The organism is Ramlibacter albus, from assembly GCF_014297445.1.
GTDB classification, from domain to species: Bacteria; Pseudomonadota; Gammaproteobacteria; order Burkholderiales; family Burkholderiaceae_C; genus Ramlibacter; species Ramlibacter albus.
This window is the reverse complement of sequence record NZ_JACORU010000001.1, coordinates 12158-34313: the sequence shown is the minus strand read 5'-3', so window position 1 is coordinate 34313 and position 22156 is coordinate 12158. Positions and strand designations below refer to the sequence as shown.

The window sequence follows — 22156 nt, the reverse complement described above, 5'->3', positions numbered from 1 at the left end:
GATCAGCCTCCCGTCACAATGTCATTGCGAGACGCGTGCCCTGGTCGATGGCGCGCAGCGCATCCAGTTCAGCCGCGACCTGTGCGCCCCCGATCACCGCGGGCTCGACGCCGTGTGCCCGCAGCTCGGTGGCGAGGCGCGACTCGGACTCCTGCCCGGCGCAAACGACCACGGTGTCGACCTCCAGCACCATGGGTTGACCGTTGACACGCAGGTGGAGGCCGGCATCGTCGATGCGCTCGTAGGAACACCCGGCGATGGTTTTGAGCCCGAGCTGATCGAGCCTGGCCCGCAGGGCCCAGCCCGTGGTGAGCCCCAGCGTCGCGCCAGGTTTTTGTGGCTTGCGCTGGAGGAGCGTGACCGAGCGCGACGGGCTGGCAGGCCGGGGCGGGCGCAGCCCGCCAGCGCTTCCATTCGCAAGGTCGACACCCCACTCGGCGTGAAATTTCAGCACGGCGGCCTCCGGCGTTGCCAGGGCTCCCGCTGGATCAGCCTCGTCGTGCAGGAGGTATTCCGCAACGTCGAATCCGATGCCGCCCGCGCCGATAATCGCCACGCGTTGGCCGGCACCTCGGCGCCCGGAGAGGAGGTCGGCGTAGCCAATCACCTTGGGGTGATCGATGCCCGCGATGTCCGGCTGCCGCGGCTTGACGCCGGTGGCAACGACTACGCGGTCGAAACGGCCCGCGGCGAGGTCGGCGGCGCTCGGCTGCGCGCTCACCTTGAGATCCACGCCCAGATCGGCGATGCGTGTGCGGAAATAGCGCAGCAGTTCATCGAACTCCGACTTGCCCGGAACGGCACGAGCCAGGTTCAGCTGGCCTCCGATCTGCGGAGCCGCTTCGAACAAGGTCACCCCATGGCCACGCTCCGCGGCGGTCACGGCAAACGCCAGACCCGCCGCGCCGGCGCCGACGACCGCAACGCGGCGTCTGGCGGCGGGTGGTGGCATTTGAGCGAACTCAAGTTCGCGCCCCGCGCGCGGATTCACCAGGCAGGACGTGGGCTTGTTGTTGAAGATGAAGTCCAGGCACGCCTGGTTGCATGCAATGCAGGTGTTGATGGCATCGGCCCGCCCGGCGGCGGCCTTGCGGACGAAGTCGGCATCCGCCAGGAAAGGGCGCGCCATCGAGACCATGTCGGCGTCGCCCGAGGCGATGATGTCTTCGGCGACGTCCGGTGTATTGATGCGGTTCGAAAGGATCAAGGGAATGCGCAGCGCGCGCTTGATGCGCGCGCCGGCCGCGCGGAAAGCCGCCCGCGGCACGAGATACGCGATCGTTGGCACCTTGGCTTCGTGCCATCCGAAACCTGTGTTGATGATGTCGGCCCCGGCAGCCTCGAGCGACCGCGCCAGCGCGACGATTTCATCCGCCGGCGCGCCGCCTTCGACCAGGTCGAGAGCCGAAATCCGGTACATGACCAGCGCCTTCTCGCCCAGCCGCTCGCGCGTGCGGCGCACGATCTCCACCGGCAGTCGGTGGCGGTTTTCCACGCTGCCGCCGAATTCATCGGTTCGGTCGTTGCAGCGTGTCGTGGTGAACTGGTTGATGAAGTAGCCCTCGGACCCCATGACCTCGACACCGTCGAAGCCGGCGTGCATGGCCAGTTCCGCGCAGCGGACGTAGTCCTCGATGGTGCGCCAGACTTCCTCGCTCGCCAGAGGCCGCGGCACGCGCCGGTTGATCGGCGAGGGGATCCCCGACGCGCCGACGAGGTTGGCCACCTTGCCATAGCGCCCCGTGTGCAGGACCTGCAGCACGATCTTCCCGCCTTCGGCATGGACGGCGTTCGCGATCGGTCGGAGCGCCTCGGCCTGTTCCGGCGTGACCAGCATCGGGCCGTGCTCGTCGAGACGCGCCTCCGAGTTCATCGCGAACCCGCCCGTTGCAATGAGTCCGGCGCCGCCGCGAGCCCGTTCCGCATAGAAAGCCGCCAGCCGCTGGGCCGGCCGGTCCAGGTGCTCGATGCCGGTGTGCATCGATCCCATCAATGTCCGGTTGGGCAGTGTGTGCGCGCCGGCCTGCAGCGGGGACAGCAGGTGGGGAAAAGGATGCGTTGTCATCGGCGGAGCTAACTAACGTCTGTTCGGTTGGATATGATATCGTATCCGTCGGGCATGCGCATCGGCGCGTTGTTCCTGGCCCGCGTCAGCGCGCGGCCGGAGAAACGTCCTGCGACAGCCCGCGTCCTTCAGAGGAGTTCTTGCTGCATGTCCAGCCTTTCGAGTTCCACCGCCGACACTTTTCTCGAACCGGGCCGCTGCGTGGACAGCGACCATCCGTCGGTGCAGGCTTTCGCGCACGCCCACGCGGAACCCGGGCTGCCGCCGCGGGAAATCGCCGTTCGCCTGTACTACGCGGTTCGGGATGGCTTCCGTTACGACCCCTACCTGTTCGACATGTCGGAGCAGGGCCTCAAGGCCAGCCAGGTCATCGCCAATGGGCGAGGGTTTTGCGTCCCCAAGGCGGCATTGCTCGCGGCGTCCGCACGCGCGTTAGGCGTGCCCGCGCGGCTGGGGTTCGCCGACGTACGCAATCACCTGACCAGCCCGAGGCTGCGTGACATGATGCGAACGGACATCTTTGCCTTCCACGGCTTCACCGAGTTGATGATCGACCGCGTGTGGGTCAAGGCCACGCCTGCGTTCAACCTTTCCCTGTGCGAGAAGGCCGGTGTCAAGCCGCTGGAATTCGACGGAAAAACCGATTCCATCTTTCACGAGTTCGACGCCCATGGGCGGCGCCACATGGAGTACCTGCGCGACCGGGGGAGTTTCGCCGACGTCCCGCGCAAGCAGATGCTGACGACGTTTGCGCAACTCTACCCACCGTTCGAAACTTGGATGAGCAACACCGGGGATGTCGATTTCGAGCGCGAGGTGGAGACCGGTGACCCGGCATGAACCATGGGCACGCCACGCGCGCGCCAAGCAGGTCGAGTTTTCGGGCTTCGATGGCGGCGCTTGGGTGGGCGACGTCGCGGGAGCGCCCGGTGCGCCGACAGTGCTGCTGATGCACGGGGGGGGGCAGACCCGTCACGCGTGGCACGGCACGGTGGAAGCACTGGCCCGCGCGGGCTGGCGGGCCGTCGCGATCGATTTGCCGGGACACGGGGACTCGGCCTGGTCGCCGCGGGGGGACTACCACGTCGACAAACTGGCGGGCGAGGTCGTGAACCTGTGCCGCGGCCTGGGCTCGCCCCTATCCATCGTCGGCGCCTCGCTGGGGGGCATGATCGGGATGGCCCTGGTCGGCCGCGACGACGCGCCGCCAGTGGCCGCGCTGGCGCTGGTGGACGTGGGGCCGTGGCTGGAGTCCGCGGGCGTGGACCGCATCGTCAACTTCATGCGGGCGCATCCCGATGGTTTCGCATCCCTCGACGACGCGGCTCGTCATATCGCCGCCTATCGCGGGCGGGCGGTGCAGGCGCACCCAAGGGGCCTCCGAAAAAACCTGAAGCAGAACGCGGCCGGACGCTGGGTGTGGCATTGGGATCCGCGGCTGATGAACGATGAGAACCACAGCCACCGCAACGATCCCGATTTCCTGGCGCGTTCCCTGGGACGGTATGCGGGGCATGTCGCGCTGATTCGCGGTGGCCGCAGCGATGTCATCAGCCCCGCCGGCGCGGCGCGCGTGTGCGAGGCTTTTCCGCAGGTTCGTTTCTACGAACTCGCCGAGGCCGGCCACATGGTGGCCGGTGACGCCAACGACATCTTCACTGCCAGCCTGATCGATTTTCTCGGTGTTGCGATGCCGGCAACCGGCGCCGAAAGCGCCACGCCTTGACTTTACGAGGAGACGCTTTCGTGAGCCTTCGATCCTTCACGCTCGCCGATCGCATCGAAGCCAACGCACGCCTTCATTCGGAACGGATGGCGTACCGGGACGGTGCGCTGCGCGTGACGCATGCGCAATACGCTTCAAGGGTGCGTAGCCTTGCCGCGGGACTTTCAGGAGCGGGCGTGTGTCCGGGAGACCGCATCGCGGTGATCGCGCACAACAGTGCGCTCTATCTCGATCTCCTCGGCGCTGCCGCATGGCTGGGGGCCATTGTCGTGCCGGTCAACTGGCGACTCTCCGCGGACGAAGTGGCGCACGTCGTTGCCGATACGGCGCCACGAATCGTTGTTGCCGCCCCGGACCTCCGCGCGCAGTTGCAGACAGCCGACATTGGGGGCATGCAGACATTTTCGGCCGGCGCCGAGGCGCCCGGCTGGCCCACGACGGATGACCTGTATGTCGAGGTTGGAACGCGGTTCGCGCCCGCCGCCATCGACGACGAAGCGGGGCTGCTGATTGTCCATACAGCCGCCATCGGCGGCCGCCCGCGCGGCGCCGTCCTGTCTCATCGCGGTTTGCTGGAGGGTGCGGCCCGTTCCGCACGCGCATGGGGCCTGACGTGCGAAGACGTTCATGTCGGAGTGTTGCCGCTGTTTCACATCGCGGGCATCGCGATGTGGCTTGCCACGCAGGCCGGCGGCGGGTCGACCTTCGTGTTGCCGCGCTTCGACCCGAAGGCCGTTCTCGGAGCGATCGACCACGAGGGCGGCAGCCTCATGGGCTCATTCCCTCCGATGTTGTCGGGGCTGCTGGATGCAGCGGCGGCGCAGGGATCGGGACTGAAAGCGCTACGTGTGGTGAGCGGCATCGAGTCGCCCGAAACCCTTGCGCGTTTCGCTTCCACATGCCCTCATGCCCGATTCTGGTCGGCTTATGGCCAGACCGAAACATCAGGTTCCATCTCCATGGCGCCGCTGGCCGAGCGGCCCGGTAGCGCCGGTCGTCCCGTCGATGGGCACGTGGTGGCCATCGCCGACGACGCGGGCGTGCTACTGCCAGCGGGAAGTGCCGGCGAGATCCTTGTGCGCGGGCCGATGGTGTTTCGCGGGTACTGGCAACGCGACGCCGACAACGCGCTGACGTTTCGCGACGGCTGGCACCACACCGGCGACATGGGCCGCCTCGATGCAGACGGCTATTTGTGGTACCTGGGCCGCTCCCCTGCCAAGGAACTGATCAAGCCTGGAGGCGAGAACGTTTATCCCGCGGAAGTCGAGCGCGCGCTCGGGGAACATCCCGCCATCGCGGGAGCTGTGGTGTTCGGCGTGGCCGATCCGCAATGGGGCGAGGCGGTCAAGGCCGTCTGCGAGTTGAAATCCGGGGTGTCGATTCAGGCAGACGAGTTGATCGAATTCGTCGGGCAGCGGATCGCGCGGTACAAGAAGCCCAAGCATGTTGTTTTCGTGGACCGACTTGCGCGTTCCGCGGACGGAGCCGTCGACCGCGCGGCCGTCAAGGCGGCGCACGCCGGCTGAGCGCAAACGCTCGCTTTCCAAGCGTCGTCGAACGGCGTCAGCCCGGCGTGCTCAGGCCGCCATTGACGCTGAGCGTCTGCCCGGTGATGGCATCCGATTCCGGTCCGGCGAAGAAGGCCACGGCTCGCGCGATGTCGTCGCAGTGCACGGGAAACAGCATCCGCTTCTTCAATTGCTGCAACATCCCACGCTCATGGCCTGCCAGCGCGGGGGAAGCACCGCCCCAGCGTGGTTCGGCATCCGCGATGTAGCTCATCGCAACGGCATTGATGCGGATCCCGTCTCGGCCGAGCTCGCGCGCGAGAACGCGGCACATCTGCATCATGCCGCCCGTGGCCCCGCCGATGAAGGACTCGCCGACGGTCGCCACGCGGCCCGCGTCAGTGCCGATGGCGACGATCTTGCCGCGCCCCTGCGCTCGCATCGCCGCCGCGGCCGCCTGGATCACGTGCGCCCGCGCCAGCCAGTGCGAGCGGATGTAGGTATCGAAGTCATCGCCGCTCATGTCCATGAAAAGCTTGAAGGCCAGCGAGTCGCTGCTGGCGCCCGCGCCGCTGGCCGCCAGCACGTCCAGTCGTCCATGGCGACTCACAATGCCCTCGACGAGCGCCTTGACCGCCATGCGATCGGCCAGGTCGGCACCCGCGAACTCCGCGTGCCCCCCAGCCGCCTCGATCTCGGCGACGACCGACCGGCCTGCGTCGGCATTGCGGCCGCTGACAACGACGCGCGCGCCGCGGCGCGCGAGCTCCAGCGCGATCGCCCGCCCGATATAGGCGGTGGCGCCCGTGACGAGGGCGATTGCATCCGACAGGCGAGGCGATTGTCGGGAACTCAGATTCGTCATAGAATCAACCTAACATTTGTTTGGGAAAAAATCGGATTGTGACGGAGAAACGCGGACATGAGCAATCGTGAGGCGGTGATCGTCGGTGTGGCCGACCTGCCCTTGAAGGATGGGAAGGTGACCACGCCGATGTCGGTGCTGCAGGCGCAGGCGCTGTGCGCGAGGGATGCCCTGGCCGATGCCGGGATTCCGATGCAGGAAGTGGACGGCCTGCTGACCGCGGGCATGTGGGGTGTGCCCGGCCCCGGCCAGCTGGCCACGGTAACCCTGTCGGAATACCTCGGCATCGCCCCGCGTTTCGTGGACGGCACGAACATCGGCGGCTCGGCCTTCGAGGCGCACGTGGCGCACGCGGCGACGGCGATCGAGGCCGGCCGCTGCGAAGTGGCTTTGATCACCTACGGCAGCCTGCAAAGAAGCGAGGCGAGCCGCAACCTGGCAGGCCGGCCGTCGGTCCTGACGATGCAGTACGAGACGCCCTGGGGCATGCCCACGCCGGTGGGAGGCTATGCCCTCGCGGCGATGCGTCACATGCACGAACATGGCACGACCTCGCAGCAGCTTGCGGAGATCGCGGTCGCCACGCGCAAGTGGGCTGCGCTGAACCCCGCAGCGACCATGCGCGAGCCATTGACCATCGACGACGTGCTGGCCAGCCCAATGATTTCGGACCCGTTGCACTTGCTCGACGTGTGCTTGGTCACCGATGGGGGGGGCGCGGTCGTGATGACGACGGCCGAACACGCGAGGGCGATCGGCCATCGGCGGCCGGTGCACGTCCGCGGTTACGGCGAGGCCCATACGCACTGGACAATCGCCGCGATGCCCGACCTCGCGAGGCTCACGGCGGCGGAGATCGCCGGCCGCGAGGCGTTGGCCATGGCCGGGATGCGCCCTGACCAGATCGACGTGGTGGAACTGTATGACTCGTTCACCATCACCGTGCTGCTCACCCTGGAGGCGCTCGGGTTCTGCGCACGCGGCGAAGGCGGCGCGTTCGTGTCGAACCAGCGCACGGCTCCCGGCGGCGAGTTCGCGATGAACACCAATGGGGGAGGGCTTTCGTACGCGCACCCCGGGATGTACGGGATCTTCCTGCTGATCGAGGCTGTCCGGCAGCTTCGCGGGGAATGCGGTGCGCGCCAGGTCGCCGACGCCGCAACCGCGCTCGTGCACGGCACGGGCGGAACGCTCTCCAGCGGGGCGACCTGCATCCTCTCGACGCGATAACCCAACCGACCATCATGTACGACAAGCCGCTGCCCATTATCGACCCCGAGAGCGCGCCTTACTGGAGCGCCCTGAAGGAGCGACGCCTGGTCCTCAAGCGCTGCCGCGATTGCGGCCGCCATCACTTCTATCCTCGGGCGCTGTGCCCGCATTGCCACAGCGATGCGCTGGTCTGGTCCGACGCGCGTGGAACCGGCACCATCTACAGCTACACGGTCGCGCGCCGGCCGGCGGGCCCGGCATTCAAGCCGGATGTGCCCTACGTCATCGCTGTGGTGGATCTCGACGAAGGCGCGCGCATGATGACAAATGTCGTGACGGACGACGTGGACTCGATCCGCATCGGCCAGCGCGTGTGCGTCGCTTTCGATGCCGTGACAGAAGAGGTCACTTTGCCCAGGTTCAAGCCGGCCTGAGGGGCACATGGACTTCGAAGTCGACGCGGATACCCGGGCGATCGGCGAGGCGATCCTGCGCTTCGTCGAACGCGAGGTTCTCCCGCTCGAGGACGAGTACCGCGGCGTGCTGTCCAGCGAACGCACGATGTTCCAGCCGGACGGCCGCTTTGTACCGCAGGTGCTGGCACTGAGGCGGCAAGTCCGCATGTGCTCCGCGGAGCTGGGCTATTACAACCTCTTCGGCGGGGAGGCGCTGGGCGGCGCGGGCATGGGCGCACAGGCCATGGCGCACATCCAGGAAACGCTGAACCACCGATTTGGACCCGGCCACCCCCTGATTCAGACCGTGGTGTTGCCGTCCCCCTTTACCAACGGCCTGTCGCCCGTGCTACGGCACCTGGACGCGGGGGTCTTCGCGCGGTATCGCGACTCGATCGCGAGCGGTGACAAGACCCTGTGTTTCGGCCTGAGCGAGCCCGATGCCGGCTCCGACGTCTTCGCCATGAAAACACGCGCGACGCGCGATGGCGACCACTGGGTATTGAACGGCACGAAGCAGTGGATCACCAATTCGCCGTATGCGGATTACGCGATGGTGTTTGCGGTGACCGACACCGATGCGGCGGCAAGGCACCAGGGCGGCGTCACGGGGTTCTTCGTCGACACCCGATCGCCCGGATTTTCAGTGCCGCGGGTGATCTCCACTTTGGGCCACCTCGGCGGCGACACCGGGGTCGTGGTTCTGGACAACGTTCGCGTGCACGATGATCATCGTCTTGGCTCCGAAGGGAGGGGATTGTCGGTCGCGATGGACGGTGTGAATGCCGGCCGCGTCGGGATGGCGGCGACTTGCCTCGGGCTGGCGCGGTGGGCCTTGGACCAAGCCGTCGAGTACGCGAAGGTACGCAAGACCCAGGGCGTGCCCATCGCGGAGCACCAAGCCATCCAGTTCATGCTGGCCGACTCCGCGATGGAGATCTACGCCGCCAAGTCCATGGTCCAGAACTGCGCGTGGCGCGTGGACCGCGGTGATACCGCTACCGCGCAGGTGAGCATGGTCAAGGCCTTCGCCACGGAAATGCTCGGCCGCGTCATGGACCGCAGCATCCAAGTCCATGGAGCGATGGGGTTGACCAACGAGTTGCGGATCGAGGAAGGCTGGCGCTTCGCACGGGTGATGCGCATCCCCGACGGGACGGCAGAAATCCAGCGTCGCACGATCGCCAGGCAACTGCTTGGCGGTCGGGCCGACCTGTAGCGAGGACAACGCAGCGGCGATGAAGGTCACGCGACTCGCCGGCGCCATCGGGGCGGAGGTGTCGGGTGTCGACCTGCGCCGGCCACCCGATGCGGAATTGGCCGCCGGACTGCGGCGCGTTTGGCTTGAGCACGGCGTGGTCGTGCTGCGCGGCCAGAAGTTGTCCAGCGATGAGTTCCTGGCCTTCGCGGCCACCGTGGGCCAACCCGTCGAATATCCCTTCGTGAAGGGACTGGAGGGCTACCCCACGATCATCGAAGTCAAGAAGCTCGAACACGAGCGCGTCAATTTCGGCGGCGTCTGGCACAGCGACACGACTTACCTGCAGAGGCCGCCGATGGCCACCATGCTGCTGGCGCGCGAGGTGCCGCCACCGGGCGGCGACACGCTGTTGGCGAGCCAGGCAGCTGCGCACGACGCGTTGTCTCCCGGAATGCGGCGCCTGCTGGCGGGCATGCGCTGTGTCAACAGCTCGGCGAAGGCCGACACCTCGCGCACGCGCGAGGATCGGATCGCCGAGGCCGGCAAGGCGGATCGGAGAGTCTACGAGGCCGAACATCCGGCGGTGTGCGTGCATCCCGAGACGGGCCGGCGGGCGCTTTTCATGAACGTCGCGCACACGGTGCGATTCGCGGACATGACAGAGGAGGAGAGCAAACCGCTCCTGCAGTGGCTGCATGCGCACCAATGCAAGGAAGAATTCACGTGCCGCGTGCGCTGGCAAGCTGGCACGCTGGTGCTGTGGGACAACCGCAGCACGCAGCATTAGCCCATCAACGACTATTACGGACACCGCCGCGTCATGCACCGGATCACGCTGGCCGGCGAAGTCCCCCGCGCGGCTTGATCCGGCTCGATCCCGCTCGGCGATCGGCCGGTGCCGTCAGAGGCCGAGATCCTTGGCAATCGAGGTGCGCATCACCTCGCTGGTGCCGCCGCCTATGCGCATCAGGCGCGAGTCGCGGTAGTGGCGTTCCATCGGAAACTCGGGCGTGAGCGAATAGCCGCCCAGAATCTGCATGCCTTCGTCGGCGACACGGAAGTAGGCCTCGGCGCAAGCCACCTTGGCGATCGACGCTTCCTTCCTGCAATCGATGCCCGCGTCGAGGCGGCGGGCGAGATCGTAGGTCAGCATGCGAGAGGTGTGGACGGCCACCTGCATGTCGGCCAGCTTGTGCTGGATGGCCTGGAACTTCCCGATCGGCTGGCCGAACTGCTTCCTGTCCTTCGCGTACTGGAGTGCGCAGTCCAAAGCCGCCTGCGCGGCCCCGGTCACTTGCGCGGCCAGCGAGAATCGTTCCTTGTTCAGGTTGGTCATCAGCTGCTTCCAGCCGCCGTTCAGCTCACCGAGCAGGTCTTCCTGCGGCACCCGCACGTTTTCGTAAGTCACGCGGTTGGTTCCCACCGCGCGGAAGGCGAGTGTCTCGATACGCTCGATGCTGACCCCCGGACTCTTGGGGTCCACGAAGAACAGGCTGATGCCCTTGTGCGCTGGGGCACTTGGATCGGTCCTCGTGACCAGCACGGTCCTGTCGGCCAGGTCAATCTGGGAGTTGAAGACCTTCGCGCCATTGATCACGAAGTGGTCTCCATCGCGCACGGCGCGCGTGCGAACCGCCGAAGCATCGGACCCGGCGTCCGGTTCGGTCAGGCTCATCGACGACTTGAACTTGCCCGCGGCGATGAGGGGAAGGTACTTTCGCCGCTGGGCCTCGTTACCGTAGGTGAGCAGGGAATGCGCGCCGTGCACCGTGGCCCGGTAGAACAGCACTGCGAGTTCGAGGAGTCCATATGACAGTTCTTCCTGGATGATCCCGAGCTCGACGAAGCCGAGCCCCGAGCCTCCGTATTCCTCCGGGATCGCTACCCCCAGCCACCCGAGGGCCGCCATCTTGTCGAAAGCGGCGAGCGGCGCGATCTTCTCGCGGTCGTGCCGGCGAGCCTCGGCGTCGGGCATCTCCCTTCGCACGAAATCGCGCACGGCGTCACGCAGCATCAGTTGTTCGTCGGTGAATCCAAAATCGCGATCGCCGCGCATCTCATTTCCTTCCGCATTGCTGAACACACCGGCCCACTGCGCCGCGATCAGGACAAGGCACCAGCAGCCACCAATACGCGATCGAGCGCACGCAGCACCGCCGGCCGAGCCCTGTGATGGGGATCGTGACCGGCTCCCGGCAATGCCGACAGTTCCAGCGGCATGCGGCCGTGATCCACCAGGAGGCCGGCACTGGCACGCCAGCCGTACACGTCGTCCTGGCCGAAGACGGCCGCGACCGGGCAGCGTACGGCGGCAACCTGGTCGGCCATCGACCAGCGAGCTGCGGCCACGTCGGCCCAGGGCTCGTACCATGCCCAGAACATCGCGTCCGTCTTGTCGCCATGGTGTTTGCGCAACTTGTCTCGAAGGTCCCCGTGTTCGAAGGCGTCGCGCGCAGAAGACATCGCGCGCACCATGGGGATGTCCACCGCTGCCGTCGGGGAACAAGCACAGACGCCGATCACCGTGTCTGGGTGGGCCGCGGCAGCCAGGATGCCCATGGCTCCCCCGTCGCTGTGGCCGAAGATCACTGCTTGTCGAATCGCGAAGAACTTCAGCACTTCGCCCAGCACGGGACCCGACTCCTCGAACCGGTAGGAACGATCGCGGCGGCCGACGAATCCTTCGGAGCCGCCATATCCCCATCGATCGTAGGACATCACCGCGAGCCCGGTCGCGCGCGCGATGGCTTCGGGCAAATCCCGCCAGGTGCTCGTGCAGTCCAGCCCGCCGTGCAACATCACGATCACCGGATGTTCCCCGTCGAGCCGCCCCCACGTAAAGGCGGCGAGCCGGTGCCCACCCGCGCTCAATTCGTGCTGTTGCATGGCGTCAGTACGACTTCGGCAGTCCGAGCACGTGTTCGCCGACGTAGTTCATCAGCATCTCATTGTTGATGGGCGCGATCTCCAGCAGCCGGATCATCGGCCAAAGCGTGACCACGTCGTAATCCCGGTCGAAGCCGTACCCTCCATGCACCTGAAGCGTGGCGTCGATCGCGGCGACCGCAGCCCGGGAGGCGAGCAGCTTCGCCATGTTTGCGTGCGCTCCGGCGTCCTCGCCGTTGTCGAACCGGTCCGCCGCGTCATAGGTCATCAGCCGGGCCGCTTCGATCTCGGCCTTCGCCAGGGCCAGCCGGTGCTGCAGCGCCTGGTAGCTGCCGATCGGCTTGCCGAAGGGCTTGCGGTCGTTCGCATAGGTCACGGCTTTCGAAAGCGCGTAGTCGCCCAGGCCCAATGCCGCGCCAGCGGCGAGCAGGCGCTCGGAGTTCAACCCCTCGAACATCAGTTTGGCCCCCTTGCCCGGCTCGCCGATGACCGCGTCGGCCGGCAACTCGACATTGTCGAAGAACACCATGTACTGGCGCTCGGCGGTCTCGACCTGGATGTTGAGCTGCTGGAGCTTGATACCCGGCGTCTTCATGTCGACAACGAACAGCGACATGCCGTCCGTGCGGTGCTTCACCTCTGCGGCCTTGGTGGTGCGCGCGACGACGAGCATGAAGTCGGCATCGCGCGCGCCGGAGATGAAGACCTTCTGACCGCTCAGCCTCCAGCCTCCACCGGCGGCGGGTGTCGCCAGCGTGGACATCGCGAAGCTGTTCGTGCCGGCGTTGGGCTCCGTGATCGCGAAGCAAAGCTTCTTCTCGCCGGTGCAGGTGGGAGTGACGTACTTGGCGATCTGGTCAGCCGTGCCGTGCCTCACGATTGGCACTCGGCCGAGGCCCGTCACGACGAGGAACAGCGTGGGAACGCCCGCCAGCGCCAGGGCCTCGTTGAGTGCGGTGATCTCGAGCACGCCGCCGCCGGAGCCCCCATGTTCCTCGGGAATCGAAAGGCCCAGCAGGCCGAACTTGCCAAGCTCACGCCACAGCTCGTCGGGGAAACGGTCCTCCTTGATGCACTGGAGGATGTAGCTGCGGGGGTACTGCTTCGTGACGCCGCGGGCGGCTTCCTGGATATCGCGGATGCGCGACTGGATGATCGAGGAGGCCGTCGTGCGGCCGGTCGGTGGTGTCATGGCAGTCATGGATTCGGCTCCGGTTCAGACTGTTCGGTTGTCAGATGGCCAGGTCGGCGGGGATCGTCACGGGGTGGTCGAGCAGCATTTGCGCGTAGGCCTTGCCTTGCGAGTCCATGCGCACCGAAGCAATTCCGCCTCCGCCGAGCGCTTCCTGCAGCGTGAAATTGATGGCGTGGATGCCGGGTAGGTCGTAGCGGCGAACGGCTCCCCGCGCGAGGTGCGCGAACCAGCGGGCCACGGCTTGCTCGGTGATGGCCGCGCGGATGAAGGGCAGGTAGGCGGGCCGGCGTGCAATGATGCCGATGTTCGCCGAGTCGCCCTTGTCGCCGCTGCGGCCCCAGGCTAGTTGCGCTAGCGGCACGTCGCGCGATCCACGCGCGAACGCGTTCGCGTCGGGCAACGGTCCGCCAACGTCACGCAACGCGGCGGAGTCGAACGGGACGCCGCCGAGCGGCGGCGCGGCCACGATCTGAGCGCCCATGTCGATGCTGACAGCAAGTCGCGACTTCGGCACCAGGCAGGAGAAAAGCCGGACCACGGGTTGCACCTTCGGTCTGCCGCCGGTGAAGCCGGTGATGGCAGGCGCGGACATCAGCGCCATCGGCGCGACTTCGCGCGAGAAAAGCTCCAGCGCGTCCTTCAATGGGTGGCGAACGCCGACCTTGAGCATGACCTCGCGCGCGTTCGACCTTGCGCGAGGGCCGTAAGTGTCTTCGGCGCCGATGGCTTCGACGCTGGCTTCGGTGAAGTCGGGCCAGTCCCGCTCGGCGAACTTGCGCCGCAGGCGGGCCAGCATCGCCGCGCCGACGCGGTGCGCTTTCGGTCCTGCGTCGATGCCGCCGATCATAAAGAGGCTCATGGCGCGGAAGCCGTCGGCGTGCGTTACGCTCACCTTCGCATGGTCGGTCGGCGGACGACCGCGCGCGCCCCGCACTTCGACGCGGTCGGTGCCGGCCTGCGCCAGCGTGACGGCAGTGAAGTCGCATACGACGTCCGGCAGGATGTAGGCGCGCGGGTCGCCGATCTCGTAAAGCATCTGCTCGCCGACGGTCGAAGGGGCGACGAGTCCCCCCGTGCCTGCGGGCTTGGTGATCACGAAGCTTCCATCCGCGCGGCACTCCGCGATCGGAAAGCCCATGTCGTCCCAACCGGGAACGCTTTCCCAATCGGTGTAGTTTCCGCCGCTCGCCTGCGTCCCGCACTCGATCAGGTGGCCGGCCAGACTGCCCTGCGCGAGCTGGTCCAGGTCGTCGGCTGTCCAGCCGAAGTTCGCGATCAGAGGTGCCAGCGTGACAGCGCTGTCCACGCAGCGGCCGGTGACGACGATGTCCGCGCCTGCGGCCAGGGCGGCGGCGATCGGGAAGGCGCCCAGGTAGGCGTTGGCGCTCATCACCCTGGAAGGGAATGGGGCACCGGAGAACATTTCCTTCACGCCCGCTGCTTTGAGCTGCTCCACCAGGGGCATCAGGTCATCACCCAGGACGGCGGCGATCTTCAGGTCGACCCCCTCGGCCTGTGCAGCCGCCACGAGCGCGTCCCGGCAGGCAGAGGGGTTCACACCACCGGCGTTGGCGATCACGCGGATGCCGCGTGACTTGAGCTGCTTCATGAGCGGCTTGATGGTGCCAACGAAATCGGGGGCGTAGCCCAGCGTCGGGTCCTTTGCCTTGGCGCGAGTGAGCAACGACATCGTGATCTCCGCCAGGTAATCGAAGACCAGCACGTCAATCTCACCGCGTTCGACGAGCTGCGCGGCCGCGAACTCGCTGTCGCCCCAAAAGCCGGATGCGCAGCCAATGCGAAGGGTGTCTTTCCCCATGCCACTTCCTTTCGGTTTCAAGGTGTTCATCGGCTTGCGGGCCGCGGCAAAGAGACGCGCCAGATGCCCTTGGCCGTGGCGCAGATGCCGCCCGTTGCATCAAGCAGCCGGCCTTCTGCGAACGCGACGCCGCGCCCGGCGCGCACGACTTCCCCGTGCGCCTGGAATGCCGGCCCGGCAGCCGCCTGGACGTAGCTGATGTCGAGGTTGATGGTCGATTGGCGCAGCTCCCGCGGGTCTGCCATGCGCATCTCCGGTCGCGCCAGGTTGGCTGAAGCGATGGCGCAGCCGAGCGCTGCATCGAACATGTACGCGATGACCCCGCCGTTGATCACCTCGGCCGAGCCGGCGCCTCCGCGTTGCTCGGCGGTGGGCTGCCGCAGGTGCACGATCGACCGACCCACGCCGACGATCTCGAGATCGAGCCCCTGTGCGCTCAGGAAGGTATTGCTGCCCCAGCGCGCCCAGAATGCGTCGGCCACATGCGGCGGCAGTTCGTGAAAGGATGGGAGGGCAGGCTTCATGTCGGGCTCATGCGCTCGCGTTGCTCGAACGAAGCAGCTCGTCAAGGGTGCGCTCGAGGTGGCGCAGCGAATTGCATTCCCGCGCGATGTGGCAATAGGGCGCGTATCGCTTCATCTCCGAGTCGCCCAGCCCCCAGAACGAGCGGGGTTCGGGGTTGAGCCAGATGACGCGGCGTGCGCGTCCATGCAGAGTCTTCATGACCTCGGTGCGGGGATGACCCCGGTTGTTGCGCGCGTCACCCAGCACGAGAACAGTCGTCCGGCGGTCGATCCGGTGCATCAGCTGCTCGTCGAGGTCGAGCAGCATTTGTCCGTAATCGGTGCCTGAGCCTCCAACGGCATGCAACACCCGGTCGACCGCCTGTTCCACCGGCAGCGATTCGAACGTCGCGCTGACGTCGACAAGATGGTTGGTGAATGCGAGGGTCTGTACGTCCGAGAGCAGTTCGTCGAGGCTGTACAGGAACAGCAGCAGGAAGCGCGCGTATTGGCGCACCGAGCCACTCACGTCGCAGATCGCCACGACCTTGGGCCTCTCGATGCGCGTGCTGCGCCAGTGGGTCTCGAACAGGACTCCGCCATAAGCCGCGTTGGCCCGTTGCGTGCGGCGGAAATCGAGCAGGCCGCGCTGCTCGCGCCGCCTGCGGCGCGCGTGACGCTCGGCCAGGCGGCGCGCGATCTTGCGCACGATCTCGTGCATCCGCGCGAAGTCGCGGCGGTCGATGTTGGACAGCTTCTGGGACTGCAGGAATTCGTCGTGCAGCTCGCGTGTCGGCGCCGTCCCGTACATCGACAGCTTGCGCTCGACGAAGTTGCGCACCTCGTTGAACAACCGCTTGCGCGCCACTTCCAGATCGGCCATGCGCTGCGGCGCAAGCGCCTGGCGGCGCGCATCGCTGATCTCGCGGTCCAGCAGTTCCAGGCCCATTGCCTGCTGGATCTTCTGCGTGTAGTGGCCCTTCTGCGTGAAGAACCAGATGTCCGTGAGCCCGACGTCGCGCGCGGCCTGTTGCATGCGGCGCGACAGCGCGACCGAATCGCCCGACAGCAGGAGTTGCGACAGCGCCTGTCCCGCGCTCCCATGGCAGCCGCCCGGGCCACCGTCGCCCTGGCCACCGGACTCGCGCGATTGCGCCTGGTCCTGCGCCACGCCTGGAGTCGGACGGCCTGCCGGCGCACCCGTACCGAAAGAGTCGAAGCGGAAGAACCGATCGAATAGATCGTCGAAGATCGCGAGATCGGGCAGTGTCTTGGCGAGGGTGGCGCCCAGTGCCGACTTCAGCAGGTCGCGCTGTGACCAGCCGACGAGCGACGCGGCGCGCGCGGCGTCGATCTGCGCGTTCAGGCTGACCTCCAGGTCGCTGCCGCGCAAGGCCTTGAAGAAGTCCTCAAGCGTTTCTTGCATGGGGGAAATCCGCGTTCTTCCGTGCCTTGTCCAGCAGGGCGGGCAACTGTTCGCGCGCAGTGGCGATGTCCTGCTCGAACTTCAGGAAGACGTAGAGCGTGTCGCGCACCAGGTCGAGGCTGAGGTGTTCGGAATTGAGCAGGAGGAGTGTTTTGGCCCAGTCGATCGTTTCGCTGACCGAAGGTTGTTTCTTCAGGTCCAGCTCGCGCACGGCCTGCACGAAAGCCACCAGGTCCCGGTTCAGTTTTTCACCGAGCCCCGGGACGCGGCGCTCCAGGATACGTCTCTCGATTGCGGCATCGGGGAAGGGGATGTGCAGGTGCAGGCAGCGCCTCTTCAGGGCGTCGCTCATCTCGCGCGTGTTGTTGCTGGTGAGGAACACCAGGGGCTTCACCTTGGCGGCGATGGTGCCGAGCTCGGGTACCGAGACCTGGAAGTCGGACAGGACTTCCAGGAGGAAGGCCTCGAACTCCGGGTCGGACTTGTCGACCTCGTCGATCAGAAGCACGCACCCCCGGTCCTGATGCAGGGCCTGATATAGCGGCCGGGGCTCCAGGAAATGCTCCGAAAAGAACAGGTCGTCGTGCGAATGCAGCTTTTCGATCGACGCGGCAAGGCCGACGGCGCCCTGCATGAGCTCGGCCAGCTTGTCCTTGAGGAGCTGGGTGTAGAGCAACTGCTTGCCGTACTTCCATTCGTACAGTGCCTTGGATTCATCCAGCCCTTCGTAGCACTGCATGCGGATAAGGGGCACGTCGAGAATCCCAGCCATGGTTTTGGCCAGCTCCGTCTTTCCCACGCCCGCCGGCCCTTCGACCAGGACCGGCTTTTCGAGATTGAATGCGAGGTACACGGCCGTCGCCAGCTGCCGGCTCGCGATGTAGTCGGCGCCGGCCAGGCGGGACGAGACCACGTCCACGCTCTCGAAATGGGTGTCATGCAGTGACTTCATCCGATTCCTTGGGTTGCAGCATGTGTTGCCCCGCCTCGAACGCGCGGGCTTCGCCGACGCCGCGGGCAATGCCCAGGACGCAGCGCAGGTCCCGGCAGATGGCAGGGATGGGGTCGGCGAGGTCGTCGAGGGGCACGGCGAGGGCTTCGAACTCGCTTTGCCAGCGCTCGAAAAGACGGCGGCTCCCCACATTGAACTGAGCCAATTGAACTCCCGGCCCGTCGGCCGCCAGCGAATCTGCCGCGCGGTTCGCGACTGCTTCGAGGACGGTCAACTCCAGGTGCAACGCACCCAGCTTTCGCACTAAGGCATGCGGCGGCTGCGCTTGCCTCAGCCAAAGCGACAACCGGTCGAGCTCGGCATGCATGGCTCCCGCCATCGCGCTCGCCAGCAGTGCGTCCTCGATCACGCGGATGGGCCTTGCGATCCTGTCGAAAGCCGTGCCTGCGGCACCGAGCCGGGCACTCGCCGAAACCAAGCAGCCCTCCAGCTTCAGGCTCGCGTGCTGCAACGGAGCCAGCGGCGCGGAGGTCGACGCAGAGAGGCCCGGAGCGGAAACCGCGGGCTGAAGGACGAGGCCGGCAGCGCCCGCCTGTATGAGGAAAGCGTCGAATTCCCTGCGGGAGCCGGCGCCCCCAGTGGCCGCGATGACGACGACCGCGTCGGCGACGGGGCCGTTGCTCACATGCGACTTCGCGCCATCGATGATCCAGCGCTCGTCCTGCCCGTGCACGTCCCGCCGCGCGGTGGATCGCAGGTGTTTGGGATGCGCCCCGGCTTCCGGTTCGGAAACCGCCAGCCCCACAATGGCGTCTCCTACCGCCATCCTCCTGAGCCAGCCGCGCTGCGATTCGTCCGCGGGAGAGCCTATGGCACAGCGTCCGACCATCTCGTTCAGCAGCCAGGCGAGTGTGAGCCCGAGGCTGCCCGTCTCCCGGGCAAGGCAGCACGCAAGGCGAGCAACCAGGGGCCATTCGGCACGAGGTCCGCGCCCGTCCAGGTCGAAGGACAGTCCCAACAGGCCGTGCTCCCCCAGATGCCGCCACCAATCCCGTGGAAATCCCGAGTCACGCCCGAAGCGGGGTGCGGTGCGTAGCGCGGCAGTGAAGGCGCGGACGAGCCGTTCGTCGCCCGACCGCAAGCCCTGCGTCTTCATGCATGAAACCCCAGCTGACGCGCGGCGAGGTCACGCATCACTTCTTCGGCCCCCCCGCCGATGGCGTTCACCTTCACTTCGCGATAGATGCGTTCGACAGTCACGCCGCGGATGAAACCCGCGCCGCCATGCATCTGGACGGCCTCGCTGGCGCAATGCGCAAGAGTCTGAGTGGCCTGGTTCTTCAGCAGGCAGATCTCGCCGACCGGGCGGTCACCGTTTTCCACGCGCCACGCCAGCGACTCGAGCATGGCCTGTGTCGCTTCAATTCGCATCGCCATGTCCGCCAGCTTGTGGCGCGTGACTTGCTGGTCGATGAGTTTGCCCCCGAACATTTCGCGCTGCCTGGCCCACGTCAGCGCTTCGTCGAGGCAGACGCGCGCGAAGCCGTTTGCCCCGGCCGCGAGGAAGATGCGCTCGCGGTTGAAGTTTTGCATGATGGCCTTGAAGCCCTCGTTCTCCACGCCCACGAGGTTCCCGGCGGGAACGCGGACGCCGTCGAAGTGCAGGGTCGCCGTGTCGGAACACAGCCAGCCCATCTTGGACAGCGGCGTCTGCGTGAAGCCCGGCATGCCCTTTTCGAGCAGCAGCAGCGAGACGCCCGCGGGCCCGGGGCCGCCCGTGCGGACGGCAACTGTGTAAAAGTCCGCCCGGATGCCGGACGTGATGAAGGTCTTGCTGCCGCTGACGATGTAGTGGTCGCCCTCGCGTCTTGCCGTGGTGCGCAGGTTGGCGACATCCGAGCCGCCCGAGGGCTCCGTGATGCCCAGCGCACTGATCTTTTCACCCCGCATGACAGGTGGAAGGACCCGGCGTTTGATCGCTTCGCTGCCTACGTTGACGATCGGAGGGCAACCGATGGTGTGCGACAGCAGGCTGGCGAGGACGCCGCCGGCGCCGCAACGCGCCAGTTCCTGCGCCGCGATGATGGTCATGAACAGGTCGCCGTCGTTTCCGCCGTGATCCGTCGGAAACCCCAGGCCCAGGATGCCGAGTTCGGCGGCTTTGCGGTAGAGCTCCCGTGGAAAGCTGCCCTCGGCCTCCCATGCTTCGACGTGCGGCGTGATCTCGCGCGCGACGAAACGCCGGACGGCCTCGCGGAATGCGTCATGCTCGGGCGTGTAGAAGGGACTCGAGCGGCTCACTGAACTACCCTCCTCGCTATGTGCTGCGGGACTATTCGCCTTGGGGCGGCCCGGCGGCTCATGCTGCCTGCTCCCCGGCAAGCTTCACGATGACTGCACGAGAGGTGACTTGTTCGCCCACAGTCGCGCCGATGCGCTCGACGGTGCCGTCCCGCCGAGCGAGCAGCTGGTGTTCCATCTTCATGGCTTCCAGAACCGCGACGCGCTGGCCTTTGGTGACCTTGTCGCCCGTCGCCACGTACAGGGCCAGCAGGCGGCCGTTCATCGGAGCCGACACGCTGGAGTCGCCGCAGTCTTCGGTGCGTCGCGGGGGCGCGTAGGTGAGGTCCTCAAAGCTGCACGAACGGCCATTCCATGCAACATGGAGAAGGCCTTCGGCGAACGTGGCGGTGATCCGGGAATGGACGCCATCGACCGACACCCGGCGGCCCTGGGCTTCCGGGGCTTCAAGAACGATTTCATGCTCGACGCCGCCCGGGCATTCCACCTTGAACCGCCCGGCTTCTCGGACTGTGAGATGCACCGATGCGCGGCCCTCGTCACCTCCGAGCGTCAGTGGCCAGCGGGCCGCGCCGTTCGAGCGGAACCCAAACTGGGGTCCGCGGTAGGCACTGGCGTCGAACCACAGCGCTGCGGCGATCGCGAGAATCCGCGAATCTTCTTTCGCCTTGCGCAGTTGGCCAGGCCCGAAATGCCGGCCGATGAAGGCCGTGGTCGCATGTCCCGAAGCAAATTCGGGGTGACGGGCCGCGTCCGCGAGAAAGCCCAGGTTGGTGGGCAGGCCCAGGACGCGGGTGTCCCGCAGGGCGCCTACCAAGCGGCGGCGTGCCTCGTCGCGCGTGCCTCCGCGCGCGATGATCTTGGCGATCATCGGGTCGTAGAACGGGCTGATCGCCTGGCCCTGGGCCAATCCATGGTCCACCCGCACGCCTTCACCGGACGGCGGCTCCCACAGCGCAACCCCGCCGCTCTGCGGCAGGAAGTCGTTGGCCGGATCTTCGGCGTACAACCGGACTTCGATCGCGTGTCCTTCCAGCCGCACTTCTTCCTGCCGGAGCGGCAACGGCTCGCCGCGCGCGACGGCCAGCTGCCATGCGACGAGATCGAGTCCTGTGACGCATTCCGTGACCGGGTGCTCCACCTGCAAGCGGGTGTTCATCTCGAGGAAGTAGAAGCGCCCGTCGCTGTCGAGCAGGAACTCCACGGTGCCGGCGCCGACGTAGTCGACCGTTTTCGCTGCGGCCACCGCCGCGGCGCCCATGCGTGCGCGAAGGGCAGCGTCGACCGCGGGGGAGGGCGACTCCTCAAACACCTTCTGGTGCCTTCGCTGGATCGAACAGTCGCGCTCCCCGAGATGGATGATGTTTCCGAGACGATCGCCGAAGACCTGCACCTCGACATGGCGAGGTTCGATGACCGCGCGCTCGAGAATCAATTCATCGGATCCGAAGGCGTTGGCGGCCTCCGAACGGGCTCGCGACAGCGCGTCGGCCATCTCCGAGAGCTCGTGGACGATGCGCATGCCGCGGCCGCCGCCACCCGCCGCGGCCTTCACCATGATCGGAGCGCCGATCTCCCGGGCTTGGGCCAGCAACGCCGTATCGGACTGATCGGCGCCGTGGTAGCCGGGCACGCAGGGCACGCCCGCTTGGATCATCATCCGCTTCGCGGCCGCCTTGTTGCCCATCCGCTCGATCGAATGGGGATCGGGACCGATGAAGACCAGCCCGGCGGCTTGCACGGCACGGGCGAAGGCGGCGTTTTCAGACAGGAAGCCGTAGCCGGGATGGATGGCATCGGCGCCGCTGGCGCCGGCCGCACCGAGCACTGCGTCCATGTTCAGGTAGCTTTCACGCGCAGGCGCCGGACCGATGCACAGTGCCTCGTCCGCCTGCCGTACGTGCAGGGCCCCGGCGTCCGCTTCGCTATAGACGGCTACGGTGAGATAACCCTGCGCGCGGGCCGTGCGGATCACCCGGCAGGCGATCTCGCCGCGGTTGGCGATCAGGATCTTGTGGAAGGGCGTCGGCATCGGCAGG

19 protein-coding genes are annotated in these 22156 nt (G+C 66.7%); 7 read left to right on the top strand and 12 right to left on the bottom strand.

Features of this window, described 5'->3' with window-relative positions:
- Positions 1–13: 13 nt before the first annotated feature.
- A complete protein-coding gene (locus H8R02_RS00150) occupies positions 14–2065 on the bottom strand; it encodes an NADPH-dependent 2,4-dienoyl-CoA reductase (protein ID WP_187079330.1) in 2052 nt (683 codons plus the stop codon).
- A 147-nt stretch (positions 2066–2212) separates the two neighbouring features.
- On the opposite strand from H8R02_RS00150, the gene H8R02_RS00145 reads away from it, so the two are divergent.
- From H8R02_RS00145 to H8R02_RS00135, 3 genes are read left to right on the top strand one after another with little or no spacing between them, the layout of a single operon-like run.
- Positions 2213–2905 carry a transglutaminase-like domain-containing protein gene (locus H8R02_RS00145; protein WP_187079329.1) on the top strand — a complete coding sequence of 231 codons (693 nt, stop codon included), beginning with the start codon at positions 2213–2215 and terminating at the stop codon, positions 2903–2905.
- Positions 2892–3791: an alpha/beta fold hydrolase gene (locus tag H8R02_RS00140; RefSeq protein ID WP_354004847.1), complete on the top strand. Its 900-nt coding sequence runs from the start codon at positions 2892–2894 to the stop codon at positions 3789–3791. Before H8R02_RS00145 ends, H8R02_RS00140 begins: the two co-directional genes overlap by 14 nt.
- Positions 3792–3811: 20 nt before the next feature.
- Entirely contained in the window at positions 3812–5320 is a 1509-nt protein-coding gene (locus H8R02_RS00135; protein WP_187079327.1) for an AMP-binding protein, read from the top strand.
- A gap of 37 nt (positions 5321–5357) precedes the next feature.
- Here H8R02_RS00135 and H8R02_RS00130 read toward each other — a convergent pair whose 3' ends face one another.
- A complete protein-coding gene (locus H8R02_RS00130; RefSeq protein ID WP_187079326.1) occupies positions 5358–6167 on the bottom strand; it encodes an SDR family NAD(P)-dependent oxidoreductase in 810 nt (269 codons plus the stop codon).
- 57 nt (positions 6168–6224) lie between these two features.
- Between H8R02_RS00130 and H8R02_RS00125 the strand changes: the two genes are divergently transcribed.
- Genes H8R02_RS00125 through H8R02_RS00110 form a run of 4 tightly spaced genes read left to right on the top strand, consistent with a single transcriptional unit; the run spans position 6225 to position 9822 of the window.
- Entirely contained in the window at positions 6225–7397 is a 1173-nt protein-coding gene (locus tag H8R02_RS00125) for an acetyl-CoA acetyltransferase (RefSeq protein WP_187079325.1), read from the top strand.
- Between the two features lie 14 nt (positions 7398–7411).
- A complete protein-coding gene (locus tag H8R02_RS00120) occupies positions 7412–7813 on the top strand; it encodes a Zn-ribbon domain-containing OB-fold protein (RefSeq protein WP_187079324.1) in 402 nt (133 codons plus the stop codon).
- Between the two features lie 7 nt (positions 7814–7820).
- Positions 7821–9053: an acyl-CoA dehydrogenase family protein gene (locus H8R02_RS00115; protein ID WP_187079323.1), complete on the top strand. Its 1233-nt coding sequence runs from the start codon at positions 7821–7823 to the stop codon at positions 9051–9053.
- Positions 9031–9822, top strand: coding sequence for a TauD/TfdA dioxygenase family protein (locus H8R02_RS00110; RefSeq protein WP_255429101.1), 792 nt, complete (start codon positions 9031–9033; stop codon positions 9820–9822). The genes H8R02_RS00115 and H8R02_RS00110 overlap by 23 nt, the downstream gene beginning before the upstream one ends.
- A 114-nt stretch (positions 9823–9936) precedes the next feature.
- On the opposite strand, the gene H8R02_RS00105 is transcribed toward H8R02_RS00110, so the two are convergent.
- From H8R02_RS00105 to H8R02_RS00060, 10 genes are read right to left on the bottom strand one after another with little or no spacing between them, the layout of a single operon-like run.
- Positions 9937–11091 (bottom strand): acyl-CoA dehydrogenase family protein, encoded by a 1155-nt coding sequence (locus tag H8R02_RS00105; protein ID WP_187079322.1) that lies wholly within the window; start codon positions 11089–11091, stop codon positions 9937–9939.
- A 47-nt stretch (positions 11092–11138) separates the two neighbouring features.
- Entirely contained in the window at positions 11139–11921 is a 783-nt protein-coding gene (locus tag H8R02_RS00100) for an alpha/beta fold hydrolase (protein WP_187079321.1), read from the bottom strand.
- Positions 11922–11925: 4 nt separating this feature from the next.
- Positions 11926–13122, bottom strand: coding sequence for an acyl-CoA dehydrogenase family protein (locus H8R02_RS00095; protein ID WP_222622291.1), 1197 nt, complete (start codon positions 13120–13122; stop codon positions 11926–11928).
- A gap of 31 nt (positions 13123–13153) precedes the next feature.
- The gene (locus H8R02_RS00090; protein ID WP_187079320.1) at positions 13154–14935 is read right to left on the bottom strand and encodes an acyclic terpene utilization AtuA family protein; all 1782 of its coding nucleotides are present in this window, start codon (positions 14933–14935) and stop codon (positions 13154–13156) included.
- Between the two features lie 26 nt (positions 14936–14961).
- Complete coding sequence (locus tag H8R02_RS00085) at positions 14962–15459, bottom strand: PaaI family thioesterase (protein WP_187079319.1); 498 nt, start codon at positions 15457–15459, stop codon at positions 14962–14964.
- 7 nt (positions 15460–15466) lie between these two features.
- Positions 15467–16864: a VWA domain-containing protein gene (locus tag H8R02_RS00080; RefSeq protein ID WP_187079318.1), complete on the bottom strand. Its 1398-nt coding sequence runs from the start codon at positions 16862–16864 to the stop codon at positions 15467–15469.
- On the bottom strand, positions 16848–17816 hold the full coding sequence (locus H8R02_RS00075) for an AAA family ATPase (RefSeq protein ID WP_187079317.1): 969 nt from the start codon (positions 17814–17816) through the stop codon (positions 16848–16850). The genes H8R02_RS00080 and H8R02_RS00075 overlap by 17 nt, the downstream gene beginning before the upstream one ends.
- Positions 17800–18972: an acyl-CoA dehydrogenase family protein gene (locus H8R02_RS00070; RefSeq protein ID WP_187079316.1), complete on the bottom strand. Its 1173-nt coding sequence runs from the start codon at positions 18970–18972 to the stop codon at positions 17800–17802. Before H8R02_RS00070 ends, H8R02_RS00075 begins: the two co-directional genes overlap by 17 nt.
- The gene (locus tag H8R02_RS00065; RefSeq protein ID WP_187079315.1) at positions 18969–20117 is read right to left on the bottom strand and encodes an acyl-CoA dehydrogenase family protein; all 1149 of its coding nucleotides are present in this window, start codon (positions 20115–20117) and stop codon (positions 18969–18971) included. The genes H8R02_RS00070 and H8R02_RS00065 overlap by 4 nt, the downstream gene beginning before the upstream one ends.
- Before the next feature lie 58 nt (positions 20118–20175).
- Positions 20176–22149 (bottom strand): acetyl-CoA carboxylase biotin carboxylase subunit, encoded by a 1974-nt coding sequence (locus tag H8R02_RS00060; protein ID WP_187079314.1) that lies wholly within the window; start codon positions 22147–22149, stop codon positions 20176–20178.
- Between the last annotated feature and the right edge of the window lie 7 nt (positions 22150–22156).